Annotated in this window: 15 protein-coding genes; 10 read left to right on the top strand and 5 right to left on the bottom strand. The window is 73.5% G+C overall.

The genetic code is table 11. The annotated features are described in order from the left end of the window. Positions 1-172: 172 nt before the first annotated feature. A complete protein-coding gene (locus RM446_RS16505; RefSeq protein WP_311546198.1) occupies positions 173-952 on the bottom strand; it encodes an IclR family transcriptional regulator in 780 nt (259 codons plus the stop codon). 13 nt (positions 953-965) lie between these two features. Beyond that, complete coding sequence (locus RM446_RS16500; RefSeq protein WP_311546197.1) at positions 966-2,036, bottom strand: sugar kinase; 1,071 nt, start codon at positions 2,034-2,036, stop codon at positions 966-968. Between the two features lie 159 nt (positions 2,037-2,195). On the opposite strand from RM446_RS16500, the gene RM446_RS16495 reads away from it, so the two are divergent. The 3 genes from RM446_RS16495 (at position 2,196) to RM446_RS16485 (ending at position 5,445) form a co-directional block, all read left to right on the top strand. After that, a complete protein-coding gene (locus tag RM446_RS16495) occupies positions 2,196-3,482 on the top strand; it encodes an amidohydrolase/deacetylase family metallohydrolase (protein ID WP_311546210.1) in 1,287 nt (428 codons plus the stop codon). A gap of 109 nt (positions 3,483-3,591) precedes the next feature. Further along, a complete protein-coding gene (locus tag RM446_RS16490; protein WP_311546196.1) occupies positions 3,592-4,932 on the top strand; it encodes an alanine racemase in 1,341 nt (446 codons plus the stop codon). A 135-nt stretch (positions 4,933-5,067) separates the two neighbouring features. Beyond that, a complete protein-coding gene (locus RM446_RS16485) occupies positions 5,068-5,445 on the top strand; it encodes a RidA family protein (RefSeq protein ID WP_311546195.1) in 378 nt (125 codons plus the stop codon). A 184-nt stretch (positions 5,446-5,629) separates the two neighbouring features. Here RM446_RS16485 and RM446_RS16480 read toward each other — a convergent pair whose 3' ends face one another. Then, positions 5,630-5,854 carry a hypothetical protein gene (locus tag RM446_RS16480; RefSeq protein WP_311546194.1) on the bottom strand — a complete coding sequence of 75 codons (225 nt, stop codon included), beginning with the start codon at positions 5,852-5,854 and terminating at the stop codon, positions 5,630-5,632. A gap of 273 nt (positions 5,855-6,127) precedes the next feature. Between RM446_RS16480 and RM446_RS16475 the strand changes: the two genes are divergently transcribed. Further along, a complete protein-coding gene (locus tag RM446_RS16475) occupies positions 6,128-7,687 on the top strand; it encodes a sodium:solute symporter family protein (protein ID WP_311546193.1) in 1,560 nt (519 codons plus the stop codon). Positions 7,688-7,779: 92 nt separating this feature from the next. Here the strand turns inward: RM446_RS16475 and RM446_RS16470 are convergent, their stop codons facing one another. Further along, complete coding sequence (locus RM446_RS16470; RefSeq protein WP_311546192.1) at positions 7,780-8,745, bottom strand: class I SAM-dependent methyltransferase; 966 nt, start codon at positions 8,743-8,745, stop codon at positions 7,780-7,782. Positions 8,746-9,030: 285 nt separating this feature from the next. On the opposite strand from RM446_RS16470, the gene RM446_RS16465 reads away from it, so the two are divergent. Next, the gene (locus tag RM446_RS16465; protein ID WP_311546191.1) at positions 9,031-10,476 is read left to right on the top strand and encodes a YcaO-like family protein; all 1,446 of its coding nucleotides are present in this window, start codon (positions 9,031-9,033) and stop codon (positions 10,474-10,476) included. An 88-nt stretch (positions 10,477-10,564) separates the two neighbouring features. Here the strand turns inward: RM446_RS16465 and RM446_RS16460 are convergent, their stop codons facing one another. After that, entirely contained in the window at positions 10,565-11,410 is an 846-nt protein-coding gene (locus RM446_RS16460) for a DeoR/GlpR family DNA-binding transcription regulator (protein WP_311546190.1), read from the bottom strand. 621 nt (positions 11,411-12,031) lie between these two features. On the opposite strand from RM446_RS16460, the gene RM446_RS16455 reads away from it, so the two are divergent. The 5 genes from RM446_RS16455 to nrfD all read left to right on the top strand — a co-directional run bounded on the left by RM446_RS16455 (position 12,032) and on the right by nrfD (position 19,536). Next, entirely contained in the window at positions 12,032-13,714 is a 1,683-nt protein-coding gene (locus RM446_RS16455; protein ID WP_311546189.1) for a sodium:solute symporter family protein, read from the top strand. A gap of 51 nt (positions 13,715-13,765) precedes the next feature. Continuing rightward, complete coding sequence (locus tag RM446_RS16450; RefSeq protein ID WP_311546188.1) at positions 13,766-14,041, top strand: hypothetical protein; 276 nt, start codon at positions 13,766-13,768, stop codon at positions 14,039-14,041. A 273-nt stretch (positions 14,042-14,314) separates the two neighbouring features. Beyond that, positions 14,315-17,566, top strand: coding sequence for a formate dehydrogenase (gene fdh, locus RM446_RS16445; protein ID WP_311546187.1), 3,252 nt, complete (start codon positions 14,315-14,317; stop codon positions 17,564-17,566). 87 nt (positions 17,567-17,653) lie between these two features. After that, positions 17,654-18,514: a 4Fe-4S dicluster domain-containing protein gene (locus RM446_RS16440; RefSeq protein WP_311546209.1), complete on the top strand. Its 861-nt coding sequence runs from the start codon at positions 17,654-17,656 to the stop codon at positions 18,512-18,514. Then, positions 18,511-19,536, top strand: a complete 1,026-nt coding sequence (nrfD, locus tag RM446_RS16435) for an NrfD/PsrC family molybdoenzyme membrane anchor subunit (RefSeq protein WP_311546186.1) — start codon at positions 18,511-18,513, stop codon at positions 19,534-19,536. The genes RM446_RS16440 and nrfD overlap by 4 nt, the downstream gene beginning before the upstream one ends. Positions 19,537-19,593 lie beyond the last annotated feature (57 nt).

The following is a 19,593-nucleotide window of genomic DNA, read 5'->3' as shown; positions in this document are numbered from 1 at the left end:
CCCGGGGCCGGGGCCCTGGTGGAGCGGTTGGAGCCGTCCAAGGGCAAGCGGGGCGCCTACCGGGTACTCAAACGCCATCTGATCGATGTGATCTACCGGGCCATGGTCCGGGACCGGGCGGGGTGGGTCCATGCCGCGATCGAGCATCATCTCGCCGCTTGACATAGAAGGGTCAACGGGGGTCTCGGTGCGCGTTCCCGCCGATCGCGTCCGGGCTCCACCCCAGTTCCTCGCTCACGGCGGCGGCCGTCCGCTGCAAGGGCGGTACCAGGTCGAGGAGTTGCGGGCGGTCGAGGACCATGTTCGGGGCCGAGACCGAGACCGCCGCCGCGACCGTCCCCGAGGCGTCGCGGATCGGGGCGGCGACGCAGTGGATGAACTCCTCGTGCTCGAAGTCGTCGAGCGCCCACCCCCGTTCGGCGACCTCGGCGAGGTCGGCGGCCAGCTCCGCGCGGGTCGTGCGGGTGTTGGGCGTGCAGCGGTCGTAGGGAGGCTCGCCCAGCAGCCCGTCGCGCTCGTCCTGCGCCATCCCGGCCAGGACCGCCTTACCCACGCCCGTCGCGTGCAGCGGGGCGGGCGCGCCGATGCGGGAGTACATGCGCACGGCGTGGCTCGACTCGACCTTGTCCAGGTACACCATGGCGGGGCCCTCGCGCGCCGCCAGGTGCACGGTGTGCCCGCAGGCGGCGCCCAGCTCGCGCAGGTGGCCCGCCGCCGCGGCCCGCACGTCCAGGCCCTCCAGCGCGACCTGCGCGAGGCTGGTCATGCGCGGCCCGATCCGGTAGCGGCCGTCCTCCATGCGGCGCACGAACCGCTCCTCCTCCAGCGTGCGCAGCAGGCGCAGCGACGTGGTGCGGTGCACGTCCAGCCGCCGTCCGAGGTCGCTGATGGTCGCCGGCCCCGAGGCCAGCTCAACGAGGATCCACAGGGCTCGTTCCACACTGCTGGACATCCGGGCCCCTTCCCTACTCGCTCGGCCGCGCTTGCGCCCCGCGGGCTGCGCGGTCCCACTGCGTCGAGCGCCCCGACTGGGGACCGCCCACCGGCCACACGCCGTCGCCGGTGTCCGACCGCGGCGGGATATCGCCCGGCACCAGCAGCACGGCTCCCGCCAGCCGCGCTCCCCCGGCCAGGCATTCCTGCACGCCCGCTCCCGTGAGCAGTCCGTGCAGCACGCCCGCCGCGAACGCGTCGCCGGCCCCGGTGGGCTCGACGACGCTGACCGCCGGGGCCGGCTCGTACCAGTATTCGCCACCGCGGAACGCGGTCGCTCCCCGCCCTCCCTGCTTGACGACCACAAGGCCGGGGCCAGCGTCGCCGCCGCCACCGGGGCCCTCCAGGAGGTCGCGCACCTCCCCGGGCTCGGCGGCGCCCCACAGCGCGGCCGCCTCGTCGAGGCCGCAGAAGACCACGTCGGCGCGGCGCGCCGCCTGGAGCACGAGCTCCGCCTCGGCGGGCCCGTGCAGGGCGGGCCGGTAGTTGACGTCGAAGCTGCGCAGGGTACCCGGCGCCAGCCCGTCCAGCAGGCCGTCGACCAGCTCGCGGCAGCTGTCCGAGAGCACGGCGGTGATCCCGGTCGTGTGCACCATCCGCGGCCGCGCGGCGCGCACGCGCGCAGCGTCGGCGGCACCGAGGGCCGAGGCGGCCGAACCGGTGCGGTAGTAGCGCACGCGGGTGCCGCCGGCGCCGTCGGGCTCCTTGACGTAGAGGCCGGTGCGGCGTTCGGGGTCGGTGCGCACGGCGCAGTGCACCCCCTCGGCCCCGAGCCGTGCCAGGACGTGGCGGCCGAACGCATCGTCGCCCAGTGCGCTGTGCCAGGCGGCGCGGTGGCCCGCACGGGCGAGGTAGACCGCGACGTTGGACTCGGCGCCGCCGATCTCCAGCCGGTAGCCGGGCGGGGGATCGCCCAGGGAGCCGGCGGATCCGGGTTCGGGAGTGCCGGGCTCGGGCACCAGCAGCGCCATGGTCTCCCCGACGCACACCGCCTCGGCGCCGCCGGGCGCGGCCCCCGCCTCCGGCTGGTGCTCACTGCTCACGCGGGACCTCCCCGTCGGCCGTGTTCGGGCCGCCGCTTGTTGACCGTTGTCTCGCCGGAATGCTAAGCACTTGCTGACACATACGCAACATTGCTGCGCATGCCGCAGCACGCCATCAGGCACAGCCAGTGCGGCACCGATCGACCCTCGGAGGCGGGAATGTGGGATCTGCTGCTGCGCGGAGGCCGCGTCGTCGACCCCGCGTCAGGACTCGACGCGGTCGCCGACGTCGCCGTCCGCGGCGGCCGCATCGCCGAGGTGCGGACGCACGGCCGCCGCACCGGCGGCGGCCCGGCCTCCGCTGCCGACGACGCGGCGGCCGAGGTCGTCGACGCCGGCGGCCGCCTGGTCACACCCGGCCTCGTCGACATGCACACCCACGTCTGGCACGGCGCCACCTACTGGGGGCTCGACCCCGATCCCGTCGCCTGGCGCACCGGCGTCACCACCTGGGTCGACGCGGGCTCCGCGGGCGCCTACAGCATGGACGGCCTGCGCCGGTTCGCCGCAGACCCGGCGCGGGTGCGCGTGCACGCGCTGATCAACGTCTCGGCCCTCGGCCTGGTGGCCGAGACCGGCGAGCACCACGCGCTGGACAACCTCGACCTCGACGCCGCGGCCGCCGTCGCCGCCCGCCACGGCGACTTCGTACGGGGGGTCAAAGCGCGCATCGACGCCCGCACGGTCGGCCGGCACGGCCTGGAGCCGCTGCACCGCGCGGCCGCGCTCGCCCGGCGGCTGGAGCGCCCGCTGATGGTGCACGTCGGCTACGGACCGCCGACGATCGCCGACATCGCGCCCGTACTGGCCGAAGGCGACATCCTCACGCACTGCGCCTCCGGGTGCCCTTCGGACCTGGTCGCCGGCGGACGCCTGACCGACGCCGCGCGCCGCGCCCTGGACGCCGGCGCCGTCTTCGATCTCGGCCACGGCTCCGGCGCCCTGGCGTTCGACGTCCTGGAGACCGAGGTGGCCGAGGGCGTGCGCCCGACCGCCTCCTCCGATCTGCACGCGCGCTCGGTACACGGCCCCGCGTTCGACCTGCCCACCGTCCTGGCCAAGCTGACGGCCGCCGGTGTGGGCCTGTCCGAGGCGGTCGCCGCCGCGACCGTGCGCCCCGCGCGCGCCCTCGGGCTGGACGCGGGCACGCTCGCACCGGGCGCCGCTGCCGACATCGCCGTCTTCGACCTGGAGGAGGGCCGCTTCCCCGTCGTGGACGTGCATGGCACCGCCCGCGAGTCGCCGGTCCGGCTCACCAACACGGCGACCTACGTCGGCGGCCGCCTGCTGCCCCCGTGCGCGGCCGGGCCCCCGGCGCCGTGGGTACCCCTCAGCCCGGCCCAGAGCGGCGCCGAGGACGAGCGCGTGCGGCGCACCCGGTCGGCGGTGCGGCGCCTGGAACGCCCCGAGGACTTCGACGAGCCCTTCCCCCGGGACGGCGCATGACCGCCGGACCCGCACAGCAGCCGCCGACCGCCGAACCAGCCCGCCGTGAAGGGAGGGAGGCGGCGCGCACCCCGCAGAACTCTGGCCGGGACGGCGCGCCGCACACCCCATGACCGAACCCGCATCCGACTCCGCTACCGCCGGGCCTGGGGGCGGCCGGCCGTCCGCCCTCGCCGGCTCCGGCCTGCCCGCCGGACCGCTCGCGGCCCTGGACTCCGAACCCGTCGAGGCCCGGTCCCTGCCCGCAAGCCCCGCGAGCGCCGCCGACGTACGCGCGGCCGGACTGGCGCTGAACGACCTGTGGCTGCCCGCGGTCGTACTGCGGGAGGACGCGCTGCGCCACAATCTCGACCGCTTCGCCCGCTGGTGCGCCGACCGCGGCGCCGACCTCGCCCCCCACGGCAAGACCACGATGTCGCCGCAGCTGTGGTCGGCCCAGTTGGACCGCGGGGCCTGGGGCCTGACCGCCGCCACCGTCGCCCAGGCCCGCGTGATGCGCCGGTTCGGCGCCCGCCGCGTGCTGATCGCCAACGAGGTGGTCGAACCTGCGCAGCTCGCCTGGCTGGCCCGGGAGCTGGCCGACCCGGGCTTCACCCCGATGTGCCTGGTCGACTCCGCCGCCGGGGCGGCGGCGCTGGAGGCCGCGATGGCGGACGCGCCCCGCCCGCTCCCGGTGCTGCTGGAACTGGGAGTGGCCGGGCGCCGAACGGGTGTGCGCGGCGCCGAAGGGGCCTTGGACCTCGCCCGCCGGATCGCGGCGGCCGATCGGCTGCGGCTGGTCGGCGTCGAAGGCTACGAGGGGGTGCTTCCCCAGCGCCGCGACGGCGACGCGCCCGAGCGCGTCCGCACGTGGCTGGCCGGCCTGGCCGAACTGACCGCCGGCGCCGACGCCGAAGGGCTGTTCTCCGCGACCGACGAGATCGTCGTCACCGCGGGCGGCAGCGCCTACCCGGACCTCGCCGCCGAGGCGCTCACGTCGCTGCCGGAGCTCTCGCGCCCGGTGCGGCCCGTCGTCCGCTCGGGTTGCTACATCACCCACGACGACCTGTTCATGGACCGCGCGTCGCCGCTGCGCAGCGGCGTCGACCCCGATCCGCTGCGACCGGCGCTGACCTGCTACGCCAGAGTCCTCTCGTGCCCGGAGCCGGGCCGGGCCCTGCTCGGCGCCGGCAAGCGCGACGTGTCCTTCGACATCGACCTGCCCCGCCCCCGCGCGCTCCTGCGCGACGGCGGGCGCATCCCGCTGGCAGGCGGCGTCCGCGTGGTCGAGCTCAACGACCACCACGGCTTCCTCGACGTCGAGGAGGCCGCGGGCGAGGCGGTGCCGCGCGTGGGCGACGTGGTCGAACTCGGCCTCTCGCACCCCTGCACCGTCTTCGACAAGTGGCCGCTGATCCCCGTCCTGGACTCCCGGGACCGGGTGGTCGACGCCGTCCGCACGCTGTTCTGACCCGCGATCGGCGTCCGGCCGCCGACTGCGGGGCCCGGCCGAGCGCCGAGCGCCGTGGGGCGCTCCGCACACACCGACACCACACAACACACGACACACGACACGAAGCACACCACCGGAAAGGTCCGTCCAGCCATGGCCAAGCGCGTGATCCAGGCACCCCAGGCCGCCCCACCCGGCGGCCCCTATTCCCCGGCCGTGGTGGCCGGCGACTTCGTCTACCTCTCCGGGGCGACCCCGCACCGCCGGGACCGCTCGCTGGTCGAGGGGCCCTTCGTCGACCAGGCCCGGGCGACGTTCGACAATCTCGCGGCGGTGGCCGAGGCGGCCGGCGCGAGCCTCGCGGACGCGGTCCGCGTGGGCGTCTACCTCCGCGACCTGGAGGACTTCGCCGCGATGAACGAACTGTTCGCGGAGTACTTCGGCGGTGAGCCGCCGGCCCGTACGACGCTGCAGGCCGACCTTCCCGGGTTCGCCATCGAGGTCGACGCCGTGCTCTACCGGCCGGTCTAGCCTCGGTGACGTCCGCCGGACCGCACCGCCGGGACGACCGGGCCGTCCGGGCCGTCCGGGCCGTCCGGGCCGTCCGGGCACCGCCGGACAGCGGACCGGTCGGGACCGCGGGCGCTTCGGGGTCCCGGCGGGCGTCGAACCAGCCGGGCCCGTCGGTGCACCCGCAGGCGCGGGCGGCCCGGGACTAGGCGTCCGGGCGCCACGTGCTAGGCGAGAACAGCGCCAAGAGGACCATCGCCGGCAGGAGCGCGGCCGTGACGCGGTCGCCCATCAGCGCCGCCGCACGCGTGCGGGGCCTGTCGTGCAGGTTCGTGCGGCGCGGCACGAGGTCCGGCGTGACCGCGACCGCGGCGAGGACGGCGGCGAAAACCAGCATCAGCGCGATGACGAACAGCCGTCCGGCGTCCATGGGCGCTCCGTTCCTCCGTCCTCCGCGGCGCATGCGCGCCGCAGGGCGCGGCACGGGGCCTCAGGGGCACCGACGCACGCACCCGCCGGTCCGGTTCCCGGCCCGGCGGCCACCGGCCACAGGCCACCACCACGCACCGTTCACCCACACTGCGGACCTCGTACCGCGGGCCCACGCCCCGGTCCAGGACCGCCGCACGCCGCCCGGCGCGGCACCCTCCACCATCCCCTGTCCCCGGCCGTCGCGGCCGGGCTTCCGGCAACGGAGGCAACAATGAACGACGGCAGTCCCGTATACCTGATCGCACTCGTCGGCACCCTGATCGTCATGCTCGGCATCGGCGTGTGGGTGTCCCGCCGCAACCGCAGCGGCGAGGACTTCCTCCTGGCCGGGCGCAAGCTCGGCACGCCCCTGCTCATGGGGACCACGCTGGCCACACTGGTCGGTACCGGCTCCAGCCTCGGCGCCGTGGGCTTCGCCTACGAGAACGGCTGGGCCGGCGCTCTCTACGGCATCGGCGGTGCGGCCGGGGTCCTCGCCCTGGTGTGGCTGTTCTCCGACGTCCGCCGCCACGGGTTCATGACCTTCGCCGAGGAGATGAGCTACTACTTCGGCGCCAACCGGCTGATCAAAGCCGTGGTGTCGGTCGTGCTGCTGCTCGCCTCGGTGGGCTGGCTCGGCGCGCACATCATGGGCGGCGCCCTCTACCTGTCGTTCCTCACCGGCATGGAGCCCGCCCTGGCCAAGGTCGTCGTCGCGCTCGGCTTCGGCCTCTACACGGTCGTCGGCGGCTACCTCGCGGTGGTCGTCACCGACGCGCTCCAGGGCACGATCCTGTTCGTCGGCTTCACCGTGCTCGCCGTCGTCTCCCTGGTCTACACCGGCGGCTTCAGCGGCATCCAGGAGGGCGCCCCCGAGGAGGCGACCTCCATGCTGGGGATCGAGGCCCTGGGCGCGCTTCCCGCCCTCTCCCTGGCGCTGGTCATCGCCGTGGGCGTGCTGGCCACCCCGTCCTACCGCCAGCGCATCTACTCCGCAGCCGACGTCGGCACCGTGCGGCGCAGCTTCACCTGGGTGGCGCTGCTGTTCGCCGTCTTCGCGGTGCTCCCGGCCGTGGCCGGGCTCGCCGCCCGCGCGATCGACCCCGGTCTGGCGAACCCGGACGCCGCCTTCCCGATGCTGGCGACCACCGTCTTCCCCGTGTGGCTGGGCGCGTTCCTGCTGGTAGCGGGATTGTCGGCGACGATGTCCTCCGGAGACTCCGACGCCGTGGCCGGCGTGACGATCCTGCTGCGCGACGTGGTGCAACTGGTCACCGGCCGGCTGCCGCGCGCCGAGCACATGGTGCGCTACTCGCGGATCGCGCTGGTGGGGGTGCTGGTCCTCGCGCTGGCGGGCGCGCTGGTCGCCGATACGATCATCGACTACATCACGCTGATGATCTCCACGGTGCTGACCGGACTGCTCGTTGCATCGCTGCTGGGCAAGTTCTGGCCTCGGGCCACCTGGCAGGGCGGGCTGGCCGCGATGGTCGGCGGTTCGGCGGTGGCGCTCGCCGTGCAGAACATCGCAGCGTGGTCGGAGTTCTGGGGCAACCCGGTCATCCCGTCGATGGCGGCGGCACTGGTGGCCGGAGTTGCGGTCAGCCTGGTCACGCCGAGGTCCCGCGTCACCCGCGAGGAGGCGCTGCGGCTGCTGGCCGAGGAGCGGGCCGCGCTGGACGTGGGCACGCACCTGCGCGGCGGCGAGGACTCCGACGCCGCGGACGCCCCCGGCGGGGGCGCGCAGCGGGCGGACGGCACCGGCACCGAGCCCCCGGAGCCGCGCGCCTGACGCGGGCCCCGCTGCTCTCCCGCTTGACCATGGCCTGTTTGCCCGTTGATCTTGTAGCCATCGTGAAGTAAAACGATTTCCAGTGACGATGGCTACAAGATCGACGGTGCGCCGGCGAGGACGGCGGCCGCCGCGTGGCCGTCCGCGCCGGGGCGGCGCACCGCGGCGAAGCCGGCCTCGCGCAGGCGGTCGGCCGCCTCGCCGGGGGTCCAGGCGGCGATGCCGGCGCGGGCCATCCGCCAGCGCGTCAGCGCGTAGGCGAGCCGGTCGCGGTCGGGGCCCTCGTGCCGGGGCCCGGGCCGATCGCGGGGCTCCTCCTGCAGCGCCGTGGCGGCGATGAGGATGCCGCCGGGGCGCAGCGCCGCACGCACCCGGGGCAGGGCCGCGCGCGCGGCCTCGGGCGTGAGCACCGAAAGGGGCAGCCAGACCAGGTCGAAGGCGCCGGAGTCGGCGAGGTCGGACACGTCCTGCCGGCGCAGCCGGAGGCGGTCGCCGAGTCCGGCACGCTCGACACGCTCGGCGGCCAGGCCGAGGACGTGCGCATCGCGGTCCACGCCGACGGCGCCGGCGCCCGGCACGCGCTCGGCCACGGCCGCGGCGACGGCACCGGTCCCGGTACCGACGTCCAGGAAGTGCAGGTGCGGACAGCCCAGCAGAGCGCGCAGGTCGGCGTCGGCGCCGGCGAGCGTGTCCAGCAGGGCGGCGAACCCGCGCCCTGACTCGTCGCCCTCGTCGCGCAGTTCGGCGTCGCTGTGCTCGCGAGCGTCGGCGGGCCTCCCCTGCGCGGCGTCCGCAGCCCAGTGCAGCATGCGGCCGATGCGGTCGGGCAGTGCGGCTCGCCCGGCGGGCCGCGAAGCCTCGACCAGGGCGCGGTACTCCGGGAGGAGCCTCCAGCGGCCGGCGGAGCGTTCGGCGCATCCGGCGGCGCCCAGGGCCTCGCCCAGTTCGGGTTCGAGCGGATCGCCGGTGTCGGCTGCGCGCGCCAGCGCGGCGAGCACCCAGGCGCCGCGGAGCAGGTCGTCGACGCGGCGGGCCGGATCTGCGTCGGTGGCGGACATGCGGGGAGTCTGCCACGGCGGCGCGGACCCGCGACGCGGCACCCCCGGTCGAAGCCTGTGCCCGCGACGTGATCGGAGCCGCCGATTTCGGCCAAGGGGGTGACAGGGTGGGCCCCCTCCGCTACAAAAGATTGACACATGGGGCGCGAAGGACCTCATGAGCCGAACACTCTGTGGAGTTGACAATGGCTTGTGTCGCGTACGAATGGAACGTCACCCTCGACCACGCCGATGACATCGACGAGGCCGTCCAGGAGCTCGACGAGGCCGCGGAGCAGTAGGCCGTTGCCGCGGTCCGACTGGATCGCCGCGCCCGTCCGCCCGGCCGAGCGCCGGGCGGACGGGTCCGCCGGGGCATTGGAGCCGCCCTGGTCGGGTGTCGGCGAACGCGAGATGCCCGTGTCCGAAGCCGAGCGGCTGGTCCTCGGCGACATCGACGGCCTGGGGTGGCGGGCGCGCCACCGCGTGCTGGACCCCGACCAGCCCACCGCCGTGCAGTGCGAGCTGCGCTACGCCGACGGTACCGAGGTCCCCTACGGCTTGGGCGCGGGCAAGGGCCCCCTCGACCCGGCGCGGACGGGCGCGCACTTCGAGGCGCTGGAGCACGCCCTGAGCGGGCCCGTGGCCTTGGAGGGCCTGCGCGTGCGGTGCCGGCCGGCCGACGAGCTGGCAGAAGGTCCGTTCCGCACGGACCGCGCGCTCGGCGGTCTTTCCGGCCAGCCCGGCGCGCGGCTCGCCTGCCTGGACTACGAGCCGCTGGACGGCGGAGCGCCGTTCGCCGCGCCCCTGTACCTGTGGGCGCCCTGGTACCCGGTCTCGACCGGCGGGATGGCGCGGCGGCGCGCCGCGCTCGGCGATACCGCCGAATACCGGCCGCTGGTCGCCTACACCGTCAACACCGGCTGCGCCATCGGCGCCACCCGCGACGAGGCGCTGCTGCACGCGCTCAACGAGTGGGTCGAGCGCGATGCGTTCTCCCTGTTCCTGCTGCGGTCGGTCTACGACCGCGGCCCGATGCCCGGGCGCATCGACCCGGCTGCGCTGTCCGCCCCGCTCGCGGACCTGCTGGGACGCGCCCGCGGCCTGGTGGGCTCCGACGTCGCACTGCTGGACCTCACCACCGATCTGGGCGTGCCCGTCGTGATGGCCTACGCCCGCGATCCGGCTGACGCCTCCGCGCGCCACTACGCCATGGGAGCATCGCTCTCGGGACGGATCGCCTGCGAGCGGGCCCTGACCGAGTTCGTCCAGGGCGAGCTGCTGGCGCGGGTGGTGGCCGAGCACACGGCCGGCGAAGGCGCCTCCGCCGGGCAAAGCGGCGCCGGGGAAGGCGAGTACCCCACCTTCGACGAAGTGGTGGCCGAGCACGACACCGCGGCGGCGGTGAGCGCCCGGCTGAGCGGCCACCCCGGGCTGCTCGCCTGCGCCCGGCTGGACTTCGCCGGCCGCATCGCCGAGTGCCCGCGGGTCGGTGCACCCGGCGAGACGGTGCCGGCAGGCACCGGAGTGGCCGCGCAGCGCGCGGAAGCGGCGGCGCGGATCGCGGCGGCGGGCTACCGGGTCGGCTACCACGTGCTGCGCCGCCTGGAGCTGGGCACGACGCTGGTGCAGGTGCAGTGCCCGGGGCTGGAGCGCTTCCACCAGGTCACCAACGGCCACCTGGCGCTTCCGGGCGCCCGCGGGCGCGCCTACCGCAGGCGCGGTCGGCAGCCCCGCGCCGCGGCCGACTGAGCGGCGCCGCGCAGTCCCGCGAGCCCTCGGGGGACGCGCCCGCGGCGAGGGCGGGGCGTGAGCGACGACGCCCGCGCTCCGAGCGGACTCACCCTCCCTTGCGGGACGGCGGCACCCGGCCGCCGGCGTCGGCATCCGGCGGTTCGGGCCGCGCCTCATCGACCTCCTCGGCGACGATCAGCCCGCCCACACGCTCGGAGATCCGCCTGCGCGCCTCGGAGTGCAGGCCCGCATCGGTGACCAGTACATCGCAGCGCTCCAGCGGCGCGATGGTGCACAGCCCCACGGTCTCCCACTTCGTGTGGTCGGCCACGACGATCAGCCTGCGGGCGGCCTCGACCAGGGCCTGGTCGGTCTCGCCTTCCATCAGGTTGGGCGTGGTCAGGCCGGCCTGCGGGTCGATGCCGTGCACGCCCATGAGCAGGGTGTCCAGGTGCAGGCTGCGCACGGCCGCGACGGCGAGCGGGCCCACGAGCGCGTCCGAGGGCGTGCGGAGTCCGCCGACGAGTACGACGGTCTGGTCGGATCGGGGCGAGCGGTAGAAGACGTCGGCCACGCGCAGGCAGTTGGTCACCACGGTCAGCCCGGGGATCTCGCGCAGGTGGTGGGCGAGGGCCCAGGTGGTGGTGCCCGCGGACACGCCGATGGCGCTGCCGGGTTCGACCAGCCCGGCGGCGGCCGCGGCGATGGCACGCTTCTCGTCCTCCTGGCAGGTGGCGTTGGCCTCGAACCCGGGTTCCTCGGTGCTGTGCCGATGCGGGGCCAGCGCACCGCCGTGGACCTTGCGCAGCAGGCCCCGCGCCTCCAGGACGTCGAGGTCGCGCCGCACCGTCATGTCGGAGACGTCGAGGCTCTCGACGAGCTCGGTGACACGGACGCCGCCGGAGCGCCGCACCTGTTCGAGGATCAGTGCCTGTCGCTGAGCGGCCAGCATCGCGTCCCCCGTCGTCGCCCGGTCGCGCAGCGCGCCGGCGGACCCTTGGGGAGTCCCGCACCGGCTCCGGCCCGCCGCGCGACGGTGTTGGAAAGTGTTGGGATGATAGCGACATTACACACATTCATGTCAAGATCCGGCGCCACACGGCGGCCCGGGAGCCGCGCCGAGATGGCTCGGCGCACCGCCCCCGGACCCCCGCCTGCGCCGGAGGTGGCGTGTCAGATCCGATGCCCGGACGGCGGCCGTGCCACTCTTGACACACCAGGGCCGGTGCACGATGGTCACATCAAATGTGGGTTAATGTTCGGTTTCGTGAGAAATTGAGGCTGCAACCGCATGACAACCGAACAGGGATCGGGGTAGCAGGCTCCGCCGCTCCGCCCCGCGGCGACCGCGACACGTTGCCGAGACCGCATCGCCGCGCCCGGCACCCCCCGCGGCCCGCACGTGGAACGCGGGCACAACCCCCGATACCGCGCAGGTTCCGCCGACCCGCGACCACCGGTGGCGGCGCCGGGCCGTCCGCACGGCCCGGCGCTCGTGCCGGTCGAGGGCCGGCGGGCTCGCGCACCAAACCCCCAACGGGAGGACCATCGTGTTCAGAGAGGACTGGCCGAAGTGATCGCCCTAGCACAAGAGCCGCTGCGGCTGGACGCCAACGCGGTCGACTACACCCTGCTCGCGCTGTACTTCGCGTTCGTGCTGGGCATCGGCTTCCTGGCGAAGCGCTCGGTCTCGACGAGCCTCGACTTCTTCCTGTCCGGGCGGTCGCTGCCGGCCTGGGTGACGGGCCTGGCCTTCATCGCGGCCAACCTCGGCGCCATCGAGATCATCGGCATGTCGGCCAACGGGGCCCGCTACGGCATGGCGACCATGCACTACTTCTGGGTCGGCGCCATCCCGGCGATGCTGTTCCTGGGCCTGGTCATGATGCCGTTCTACTACGGCTCCAAGGTGCGCAGCGTCCCCGAGTTCATGAACCGCCGCTTCGGCAAGGCGGCGCACCTGGTCAACGCCATCAGCTTCGCACTCGCCCAGATCCTGATCGCCGGCATCAACCTGTTCCTGCTGGCCACCATCGTCGACGCGCTGCTGGGCTGGCCGCTGTGGCTGTCGCTGGTCCTCGCCGCGGTCATCGTGCTCAGCTACATCACGCTCGGCGGGCTGTCCGCGGCCATCTACAACGAAGTGCTGCAGTTCTTCGTCATTGTGGCCGCACTGCTGCCGCTGACCCTGGCGGGACTGAACCGCGTCGACGGCTGGTCCGGCCTCGTCGACCAGCTCAGCCAGACCGAACTGGGCACCGAGCAGGTCTCGGCGTGGCCGGGCAACGCGCTCACCGGATTCAGCAACGACATCCTCAGCGTCTTCGGCATCGTCCTGGGCCTGGGCTTCGTCCTGGCCTTCGGCTACTGGACCACCAACTTCGTCGAGGTCCAGCGCGCCATGGCGTCCAAGAGCATGTCGGCCGCGATGCGCACGCCCATCATCGGCGCGTTCCCCAAGCTGCTCATCCCGTTCCTGGTGGTCATCCCCGGCATGATCGCGGGCGTCGCCGCCTCCGAGATGGTGGCGCTCAAGGCCGGCGAGCAGACCAACGTGACCTACAACGACGCCATCCTGCTGCTGATGCGCGACCTGCTGCCCAACGGCCTGCTGGGCATCGCGCTGGCCGGGTTGCTCGCCTCGTTCATGGCGGGCATGGCCGCCAACCTGAGCTCCTTCAACACGGTCTTCACCTACGACATCTGGCAGTCCTACATTGTCCGGGACCGGCCCGACCACTACTACCTGAACATGGGCCGCTGGGTGACCACTGGCGCCACCGTCGGCGCCGTGGGCACCGCGTACATCGCCTCGGGCTACTCCAACCTGATGGACTACCTGCAGCAGCTGTTCTCGTTCTTCAACGCGCCGCTGTTCGCGACGTTCATCCTGGGCATGTACTGGAAGCGGATGACCCCGCACGCGGGCTGGAGCGGCCTGGTCTGCGGTACCGCGGCGGCCGTGGCCGTGTTCGTCCTCGGCGAGACGGGCGTGCTCGGGCTGTCCGCGCAGGGTGCGAGCTTCGTCGGAGCCGGCGCGGCGTTCGTGGTCGACATCATCGTCAGCGTCGTGGTCAGCCTGTTCACCCGGCCCAGGCCCGACTCCGAACTCGTCGGCCTGGTGCACGCGCTCACCCCCCGTGAATCGCGCCGCCCCTCGCACACCGGCGAGGACGCCGGGTGGTACCGCCGACCGGCCGTGCTGGCGGCCATCGTCCTGGCGATCACCATCGCCCTGAACATCATCTTCGCCTGAGCCGTCGCCGGGCAGGCAACCGCTGGAAAACGCTGCCGAGGAGGCAATCCTATGAGTGCTGACGACTCCGGATCGGGACTGCGACGATCCGCCAAGGCCTTCGACATCCGGACGGTCATCGCGCTGCTGTTCGTGATCTACGGCGCGGTCCTGGTCGTGATGGGCTTCGTACTGCCCCCCGACGAGGCCCACCGCGACGGCGCGAACCTCAACCTCTGGTCGGGCCTGGGCATGCTGGTGTTCAGCGCCCTGATGGGCGGCTGGGTGCTGCTGAGCCCGCTGAAGGTGTCCGAGGGCTCCGGCGAGGAGCCCGACGGCCAGAGCTGAGCCCGCGCGCGCCGCCACGGCCGCCCGCCGCCCGCACCCGGTCACCGGAGAGCGGACGGCGGGCGGCCATCGGGATATCACCGTTGATCTTGTAGCTATCGTCACTGAAAATCGTTTTAAATCACGATAGCTACAAGATCAACGGGGGTTGGGGCCGCCAGCGCAGGGTGTTTGGCGTCACACCCCCCGGGTAGCGGCCGTGCGCCCCACGAGCACAGCGGTGGCATCCGCGTGCCCGTCGGCGCGACCAGTCCACCAGGCGGAGGATAGGCGATGGGCGTTCGCACACTGATCGAGTCATGGCCGGTCTACCGGCAGCTCACCGGCGGCGACCCCTCCGGCCGCGGGGCCGCGGCCAAGTCGGCGGCCACCGCCGCGCTGCGAGCGCGCACGGCCGAGGCCGACCGGGTGGTGAAGTCGGTCTGCCCCTACTGCGCGGTCGGCTGCGCGCAGAACGTCTACGTCCGCGACGAGCAGGTCGTCCAGATCGAGGGCGACCCCGACTCGCCGATCAGCCGGGGCCGGCTCTGTCCCAAGGGCTCGGCGAGCCTCCAGCTCACCACCGGGTCCTCGCGCCGCCACACGGTGCTGTACCGGCCGCCGCACGGCGCCGACTGGCAGGAGATCGACCTCTGGGAGGCCATGCACATGGTCGCCGACCGGGTGATCGAGGCGCGGCGCGAGGGCTGGCAGGACGAACAGGACGGGGTCGCGACCGCGCGCACCCTGGGACTCGCCAGCCTCGGCGGCGCCACGCTGGACAACGAGGAGAACTACCTCATCAAGAAGCTGCTGACGGCGCTGGGCGTGGTGCAGATCGAGAACCAGGCGCGCGTCTGCCACAGCTCGACCGTGGCGGGGCTGGGCACATCGTTCGGGCGCGGCGGCGCCACCACCTTCATGCAGGACCTGCAGAACTCCGACTGCATCGTCATCGAGGGCTCCAACTACGCCGAAGCGCACCCGGTCGGCTTCCAGTGGGTGATGGAGGCCAAGGCCCGCGGCGCGGCGGTGATCCACGTCGACCCGCACTACAGCCGCACCAGCGCCCTCGCCGACATGCACGTGCCGATCCGCGCCGGCACCGACATCGCCTTCCTCGGCGGAATCATCAACCGGGTCATCGGCGAGGAGCACTACTTCCGCGACTACCTGCTCGCCTTCACCAACGCCGCCACGATCGTCAACGAGGACTTCCGCGACACCGAGGACCTGGACGGGCTGTTCTCCGGCTTCGACGAGGACAAGCGCCGCTACGACATGCACAGCTGGCACTACGGGGGCGCCGACATCGCCCCCGCGTCGGGCAAGCGCGACCAGGACTACGAGTACCGCGTCCGGCAGCCGCAGGAGTCCGGCGCCGCCGGCCGGCCCGAGCAGCAGGGCGCGGGCGGCGCCGCGATCGGCGGTACGCCCGAGACCGACCCGACCCTGCAGCATCCGCGCTGCGTCTTCCAGATCCTCAAGCGGCACTACTCCCGCTACACCCCGGAGGCGGTCGAGAAGATCTGCGGCATCCCCCGCGACGTCTTCGAGCGGGTGGGCGACCTGCTGATCGAGAACTCCGGCCGGGACCGGACCTCCGCCTTCTGCTATGCGGTCGGCTGGACCCAGCACACGGTGGGCGCCCAGTACATCCGCGCCGCCTCGGTGCTGCAACTGCTGCTGGGCAACATCGGCAGGCCGGGCGGCGGCATCCAGGCGCTGCGCGGCCACGCCAGCATCCAGGGCTCCAGCGATGTGCCCACCCTGTTCAACCTGCTCCCGGGCTACATCCCGATGCCACACGCCCACGAGGACCAGACGCTGGCGGACTTCTGCGTCGCCGACGCCGCGGTCAACGGCTTCTGGGCGAACATGGACGCCTACCTCGTCAGCCTGATGAAGGCCTGGTGGGGCGAGCACGCCACGCCCGGCAACGACTACGCCTTCTCCTACCTGCCGCGGATCGGCGACTCGCACAGCACCTACGACACGGTCATGGAGCAGATGCGGGGGGTGTGCAAGGGCTACTTCCTGATGGGCGAGAACCCGGCGGTGGGCTCGGCCAACGCCCGCGCGCAGCGGCTGGGCATGGCCAACCTGGACTGGCTGGTGGTACGCGACTTCTCGCTGATCGAGAGTGCCACCTGGTGGCAGGACGGCCCGGAGATCGAGTCGGGCGAGATGCGCACCGAGGACATCGGCACCGAGGTGTTCTTCTTCCCCGCCGCCGCCCACACCGAGAAATCGGGCACCTTCACCAACACCAACCGGACCCTGCAGTGGCACGATCGCGCGGTGCTGCCCGAGGGCGACGCCCGCAGCGACCTGTGGTTCATGTACCACCTGGGCCGCATAATCCGGGAGAAGCTGGCGGGCTCCACCGACCCGCGCGACCGACCCATCCTGCACCTGACCTGGGACTACCCACTGGAGGAGGGCGCCGAACCGGACGCGGCCGCGGTCCTGGCCGAGATCAACGGCTACGGCCCGGGCGGCGAGCACCTCTCCGACTACACGGAGCTGCGCGCCGACGGCACGACCAGCTGCGGCTGCTGGATCTACTGCGGGGTCTACGCCGACGGCGTCAACCAGGCGGCCCGCCGCAAGCCGCACACCGAGCAGGACTGGATCGCCGCGGAGTGGGCCTGGTCCTGGCCCGGCAACCGGCGGGTGCTCTACAACCGGGCCTCGGCCGACGCCGACGGCGCTCCATGGAGCGAGCGCAAGGCGCTGGTGTGGTGGGACGGCGAGCACCGGCGGTGGACCGGCCACGACATCCCCGACTTCGAGGCCGGCAAGAGCCCCGATTACACGCCGCCCGAGGATGCCGAGGGCGTGGCGGCCATCAGCGGCACCGACGCCTTCATCATGCAGGGCGACGGCAAGGGCTGGCTCTACGCTCCGGCCGGGCTCACCGACGGGCCGCTGCCCACCCACTACGAACCGCAGGAGTCGCCGTTTCCGAACCTGCTCTACGGGCAGAGCCGCAACCCGGCGCGGCTGGTCTACCCGCACCCGGAGAACCGCTATCACCCCGACCCCGAAACGCCGGAGGCGGAGGTCTATCCCTACGTGGTGACCACCTACCGGCTCACCGAGCACTTCACCGCAGGCGGCATGAGCCGTTGGACGCCCTACCTGGCCGAACTGCAGCCCGAGTTCTTCTGCGAGGTCTCGCCGGAGCTGGCCCGCGAGCGGGGCCTGGCCCACGGCGGGTGGGCCACCGTCGTCTCGGCGCGCAACGCGATCGAGGCGCGGGTGCTCGTCACCGACCGCATGGTGCCGCTGCGGGTGCACGACCGCACGGTGCACCAGATCGGGATGCCCTACCACTGGGGACCCAACGGCTACACCACCGGCGACGCGTTCAACGAGCTCTCGTCGATCGCTCTGGACTCCAACGTGCACATCCAGGAGGTCAAGGCGCTGACCGCCGACATCCGGCCCGGGCGGCGACCGCGCGGCGCCGACCGCCGCCGGCTCGTCCTGGAGTACCAGCGCCGCGCGGGTGTGGACGACCGGACCGGAACGGAGGTATGAGGCATGGCCCTGGACGAGCAGTCGCGTGCGCGCACCGGCGCCGCCGAGAGCGCCGCGGAGCCGGGACCCGGCGACGCCCGCCCGCGCATGGGCTTCTTCACCGACACGAGCGTGTGCATCGGGTGCAAGGCCTGCGAGGTCGCCTGCAAGGAGTGGAACCTGGTCCCCGAGGACGGCCTGGACTTCACCGGCATGTCCTTCGACAACAGCGGCGGCCTCAGCGCCGACACCTGGCGCCACGTGGCCTTCATCGAGCAGCGCAAGCCCATCGGCGTGCAGGAGACGGGAGTGGGCCGGCCCGAGGGAGCGCCCGACCCGGTCGACCTGGGCATGCCCTCCTTCGAGCTGCCCGGATCGTCCCCCGGCGAGGACGAGCGCGGCGATTTCCGCTGGCTGATGTCCTCGGACGTATGCAAGCACTGCACGCACGCCGCCTGCTTGGACGTGTGCCCCACCGGCTCGCTGTTCCGCACCGAGTACGGCACGGTCGTCGTGCAGGAGGACATCTGCAACGGGTGCGGCTACTGCGTCCCGGCCTGCCCCTACGGCGTCATCGACCAGCGCAAGGACGACGGCCGGGTGTTCAAGTGCACGCTGTGCTACGACCGGCTGGGCGACGGGATGGAGCCGGCGTGCGCCAAGGCCTGCCCGACGGACTCCATCCAGTTCGGGGACCTGGACGAGCTGCGCGAACGTGCCGACGAGCGGCTCCGCGGCCTACACGAGGCGGGCGTCGAGTCCGCGCAGCTCTACGGCCGCGACCCCGGCGACGGTGTCGGCGGCGACGGCGCGTTCTTCCTCCTGCTGGACGAACCCGAGGTCTACGGTCTGCCGCCGGATCCGGTGGTGACCACCCGCGACCTGCCGTCGATGTGGCGCCACGCGGGCATCGCCGCCGCGGCGCTGCTGGCCGGAGTCACCGCGACGTTCCTGGGAGGGCGGCGTTGAGCACATCGGACGTGACCAAGGAGGGTATCCGCGGCTCCCGGCCCGCCCGCGAGGCGGTGACGGGAGCGGTCTCCACCCTCGACGGGCACCGGCGCGAACGGCGGCCAGGCGGCGGCCGCGCCGACGGCGCGGAGTTCCGGTCCTACTACGACCGGCCGGTGCTGAACCAGATCACGTGGCAGGCCCGCGACGTCGCGGGCTACCTGTTCCTGGGCGGACTGGCCGGCGCCTCCTCGGCGCTCGCGGCCGGGGCCGACCTCACGGGGCGGCCGGACCTCGCGCGGCCGCTGCGCTACACGGCGCTGGCGGCGGTGTCCGGATCGCTCGCGGCGCTCATCCACGACCTCGGCCGACCGGAGCGCTTCCTGAACATGCTGCGGGTGATGAAGTGGACCTCGCCGATGAGCGTGGGGTCGTGGATCCTCGCCGGCTACGGCCCGCTGGCGGCCGCGGCCGCGGCCTCGCAGGCCACCGGCCTGCTCCCGGGTCCGGGCCGCCTGGCCGGGCTGGGCGCCGGAGTGCTCGGACCGGCCGTGGCGGCCTACACCGCGCCGCTTATCTGCAACACGGCGGTGCCCGCCTGGCACGAGGGCTACCGGGAGATGCCGTTCGTTTTCGTCGGCTCGGCCGCTGCCGCGGCCGGGGGCGCGGGCATGGTCGCGGCGCCGGTGGGCCAGGCGGGCCCGGCGCGGCGCGCGGCCGTCGCCGGGGCCGCGCTGGAGAACGCGGCGCTGGCGGTCATGGAGAAGCGCATGGGCATGGTCGCCGAGCCCTACAAGCAGGGGACCGGCGGGACACTCATGCGCGCGGCCACAGCGCTGACGGTCGGCGGCGCCGTCGTCGCGCTGTTCGGCGGCCGCAGCCGGGCGGTATCGGCGGTGGCGGGGGCCGCGCTGGTGGCGGGCTCGGCCTGCACCCGCTTCGGTGTCTTCAGGGCCGGGCAGGCTTCGGCCGCCGACCCCAAGTACACGGTCGTCCCGCAGCGACGGCGCATCCGCGACCGCGAGCGGGCCGCCGAGTAGGGCAACCCCGTTGATCTTGTAGCTATCGTGAAGGAAAACGATTTCCAGTGACGATAG

Source organism: Streptomonospora wellingtoniae (assembly GCF_031845375.1).
Taxonomy (GTDB): domain Bacteria; phylum Actinomycetota; class Actinomycetes; order Streptosporangiales; family Streptosporangiaceae; genus Streptomonospora; species Streptomonospora wellingtoniae.
This window is presented reverse-complemented; position numbering and strand designations above follow the sequence as displayed.

What these genes read in the sequence shown, in the direction of transcription:
- RM446_RS16470 (WP_311546192.1), bottom strand. Translation starts at nt 8,745, where the DNA reads ATGTCCGCCACCGACGCAGATCCGGCCCGCCGCGTCGACGACCTGCTC.
- RM446_RS16495 (WP_311546210.1), top strand. Translation starts at nt 2,196, where the DNA reads ATGTGGGATCTGCTGCTGCGCGGAGGCCGCGTCGTCGACCCCGCGTCA.
- RM446_RS16440 (WP_311546209.1), top strand. Translation starts at nt 17,654, where the DNA reads ATGGGCTTCTTCACCGACACGAGCGTGTGCATCGGGTGCAAGGCCTGC.
- fdh (WP_311546187.1), top strand. Translation starts at nt 14,315, where the DNA reads ATGGGCGTTCGCACACTGATCGAGTCATGGCCGGTCTACCGGCAGCTC.
- RM446_RS16475 (WP_311546193.1), top strand. Translation starts at nt 6,128, where the DNA reads ATGAACGACGGCAGTCCCGTATACCTGATCGCACTCGTCGGCACCCTG.
- RM446_RS16480 (WP_311546194.1), bottom strand. Translation starts at nt 5,854, where the DNA reads ATGGACGCCGGACGGCTGTTCGTCATCGCGCTGATGCTGGTTTTCGCC.
- RM446_RS16460 (WP_311546190.1), bottom strand. Translation starts at nt 11,410, where the DNA reads ATGCTGGCCGCTCAGCGACAGGCACTGATCCTCGAACAGGTGCGGCGC.
- RM446_RS16485 (WP_311546195.1), top strand. Translation starts at nt 5,068, where the DNA reads ATGGCCAAGCGCGTGATCCAGGCACCCCAGGCCGCCCCACCCGGCGGC.
- RM446_RS16490 (WP_311546196.1), top strand. Translation starts at nt 3,592, where the DNA reads ATGACCGAACCCGCATCCGACTCCGCTACCGCCGGGCCTGGGGGCGGC.
- RM446_RS16450 (WP_311546188.1), top strand. Translation starts at nt 13,766, where the DNA reads ATGAGTGCTGACGACTCCGGATCGGGACTGCGACGATCCGCCAAGGCC.
- RM446_RS16505 (WP_311546198.1), bottom strand. Translation starts at nt 952, where the DNA reads ATGTCCAGCAGTGTGGAACGAGCCCTGTGGATCCTCGTTGAGCTGGCC.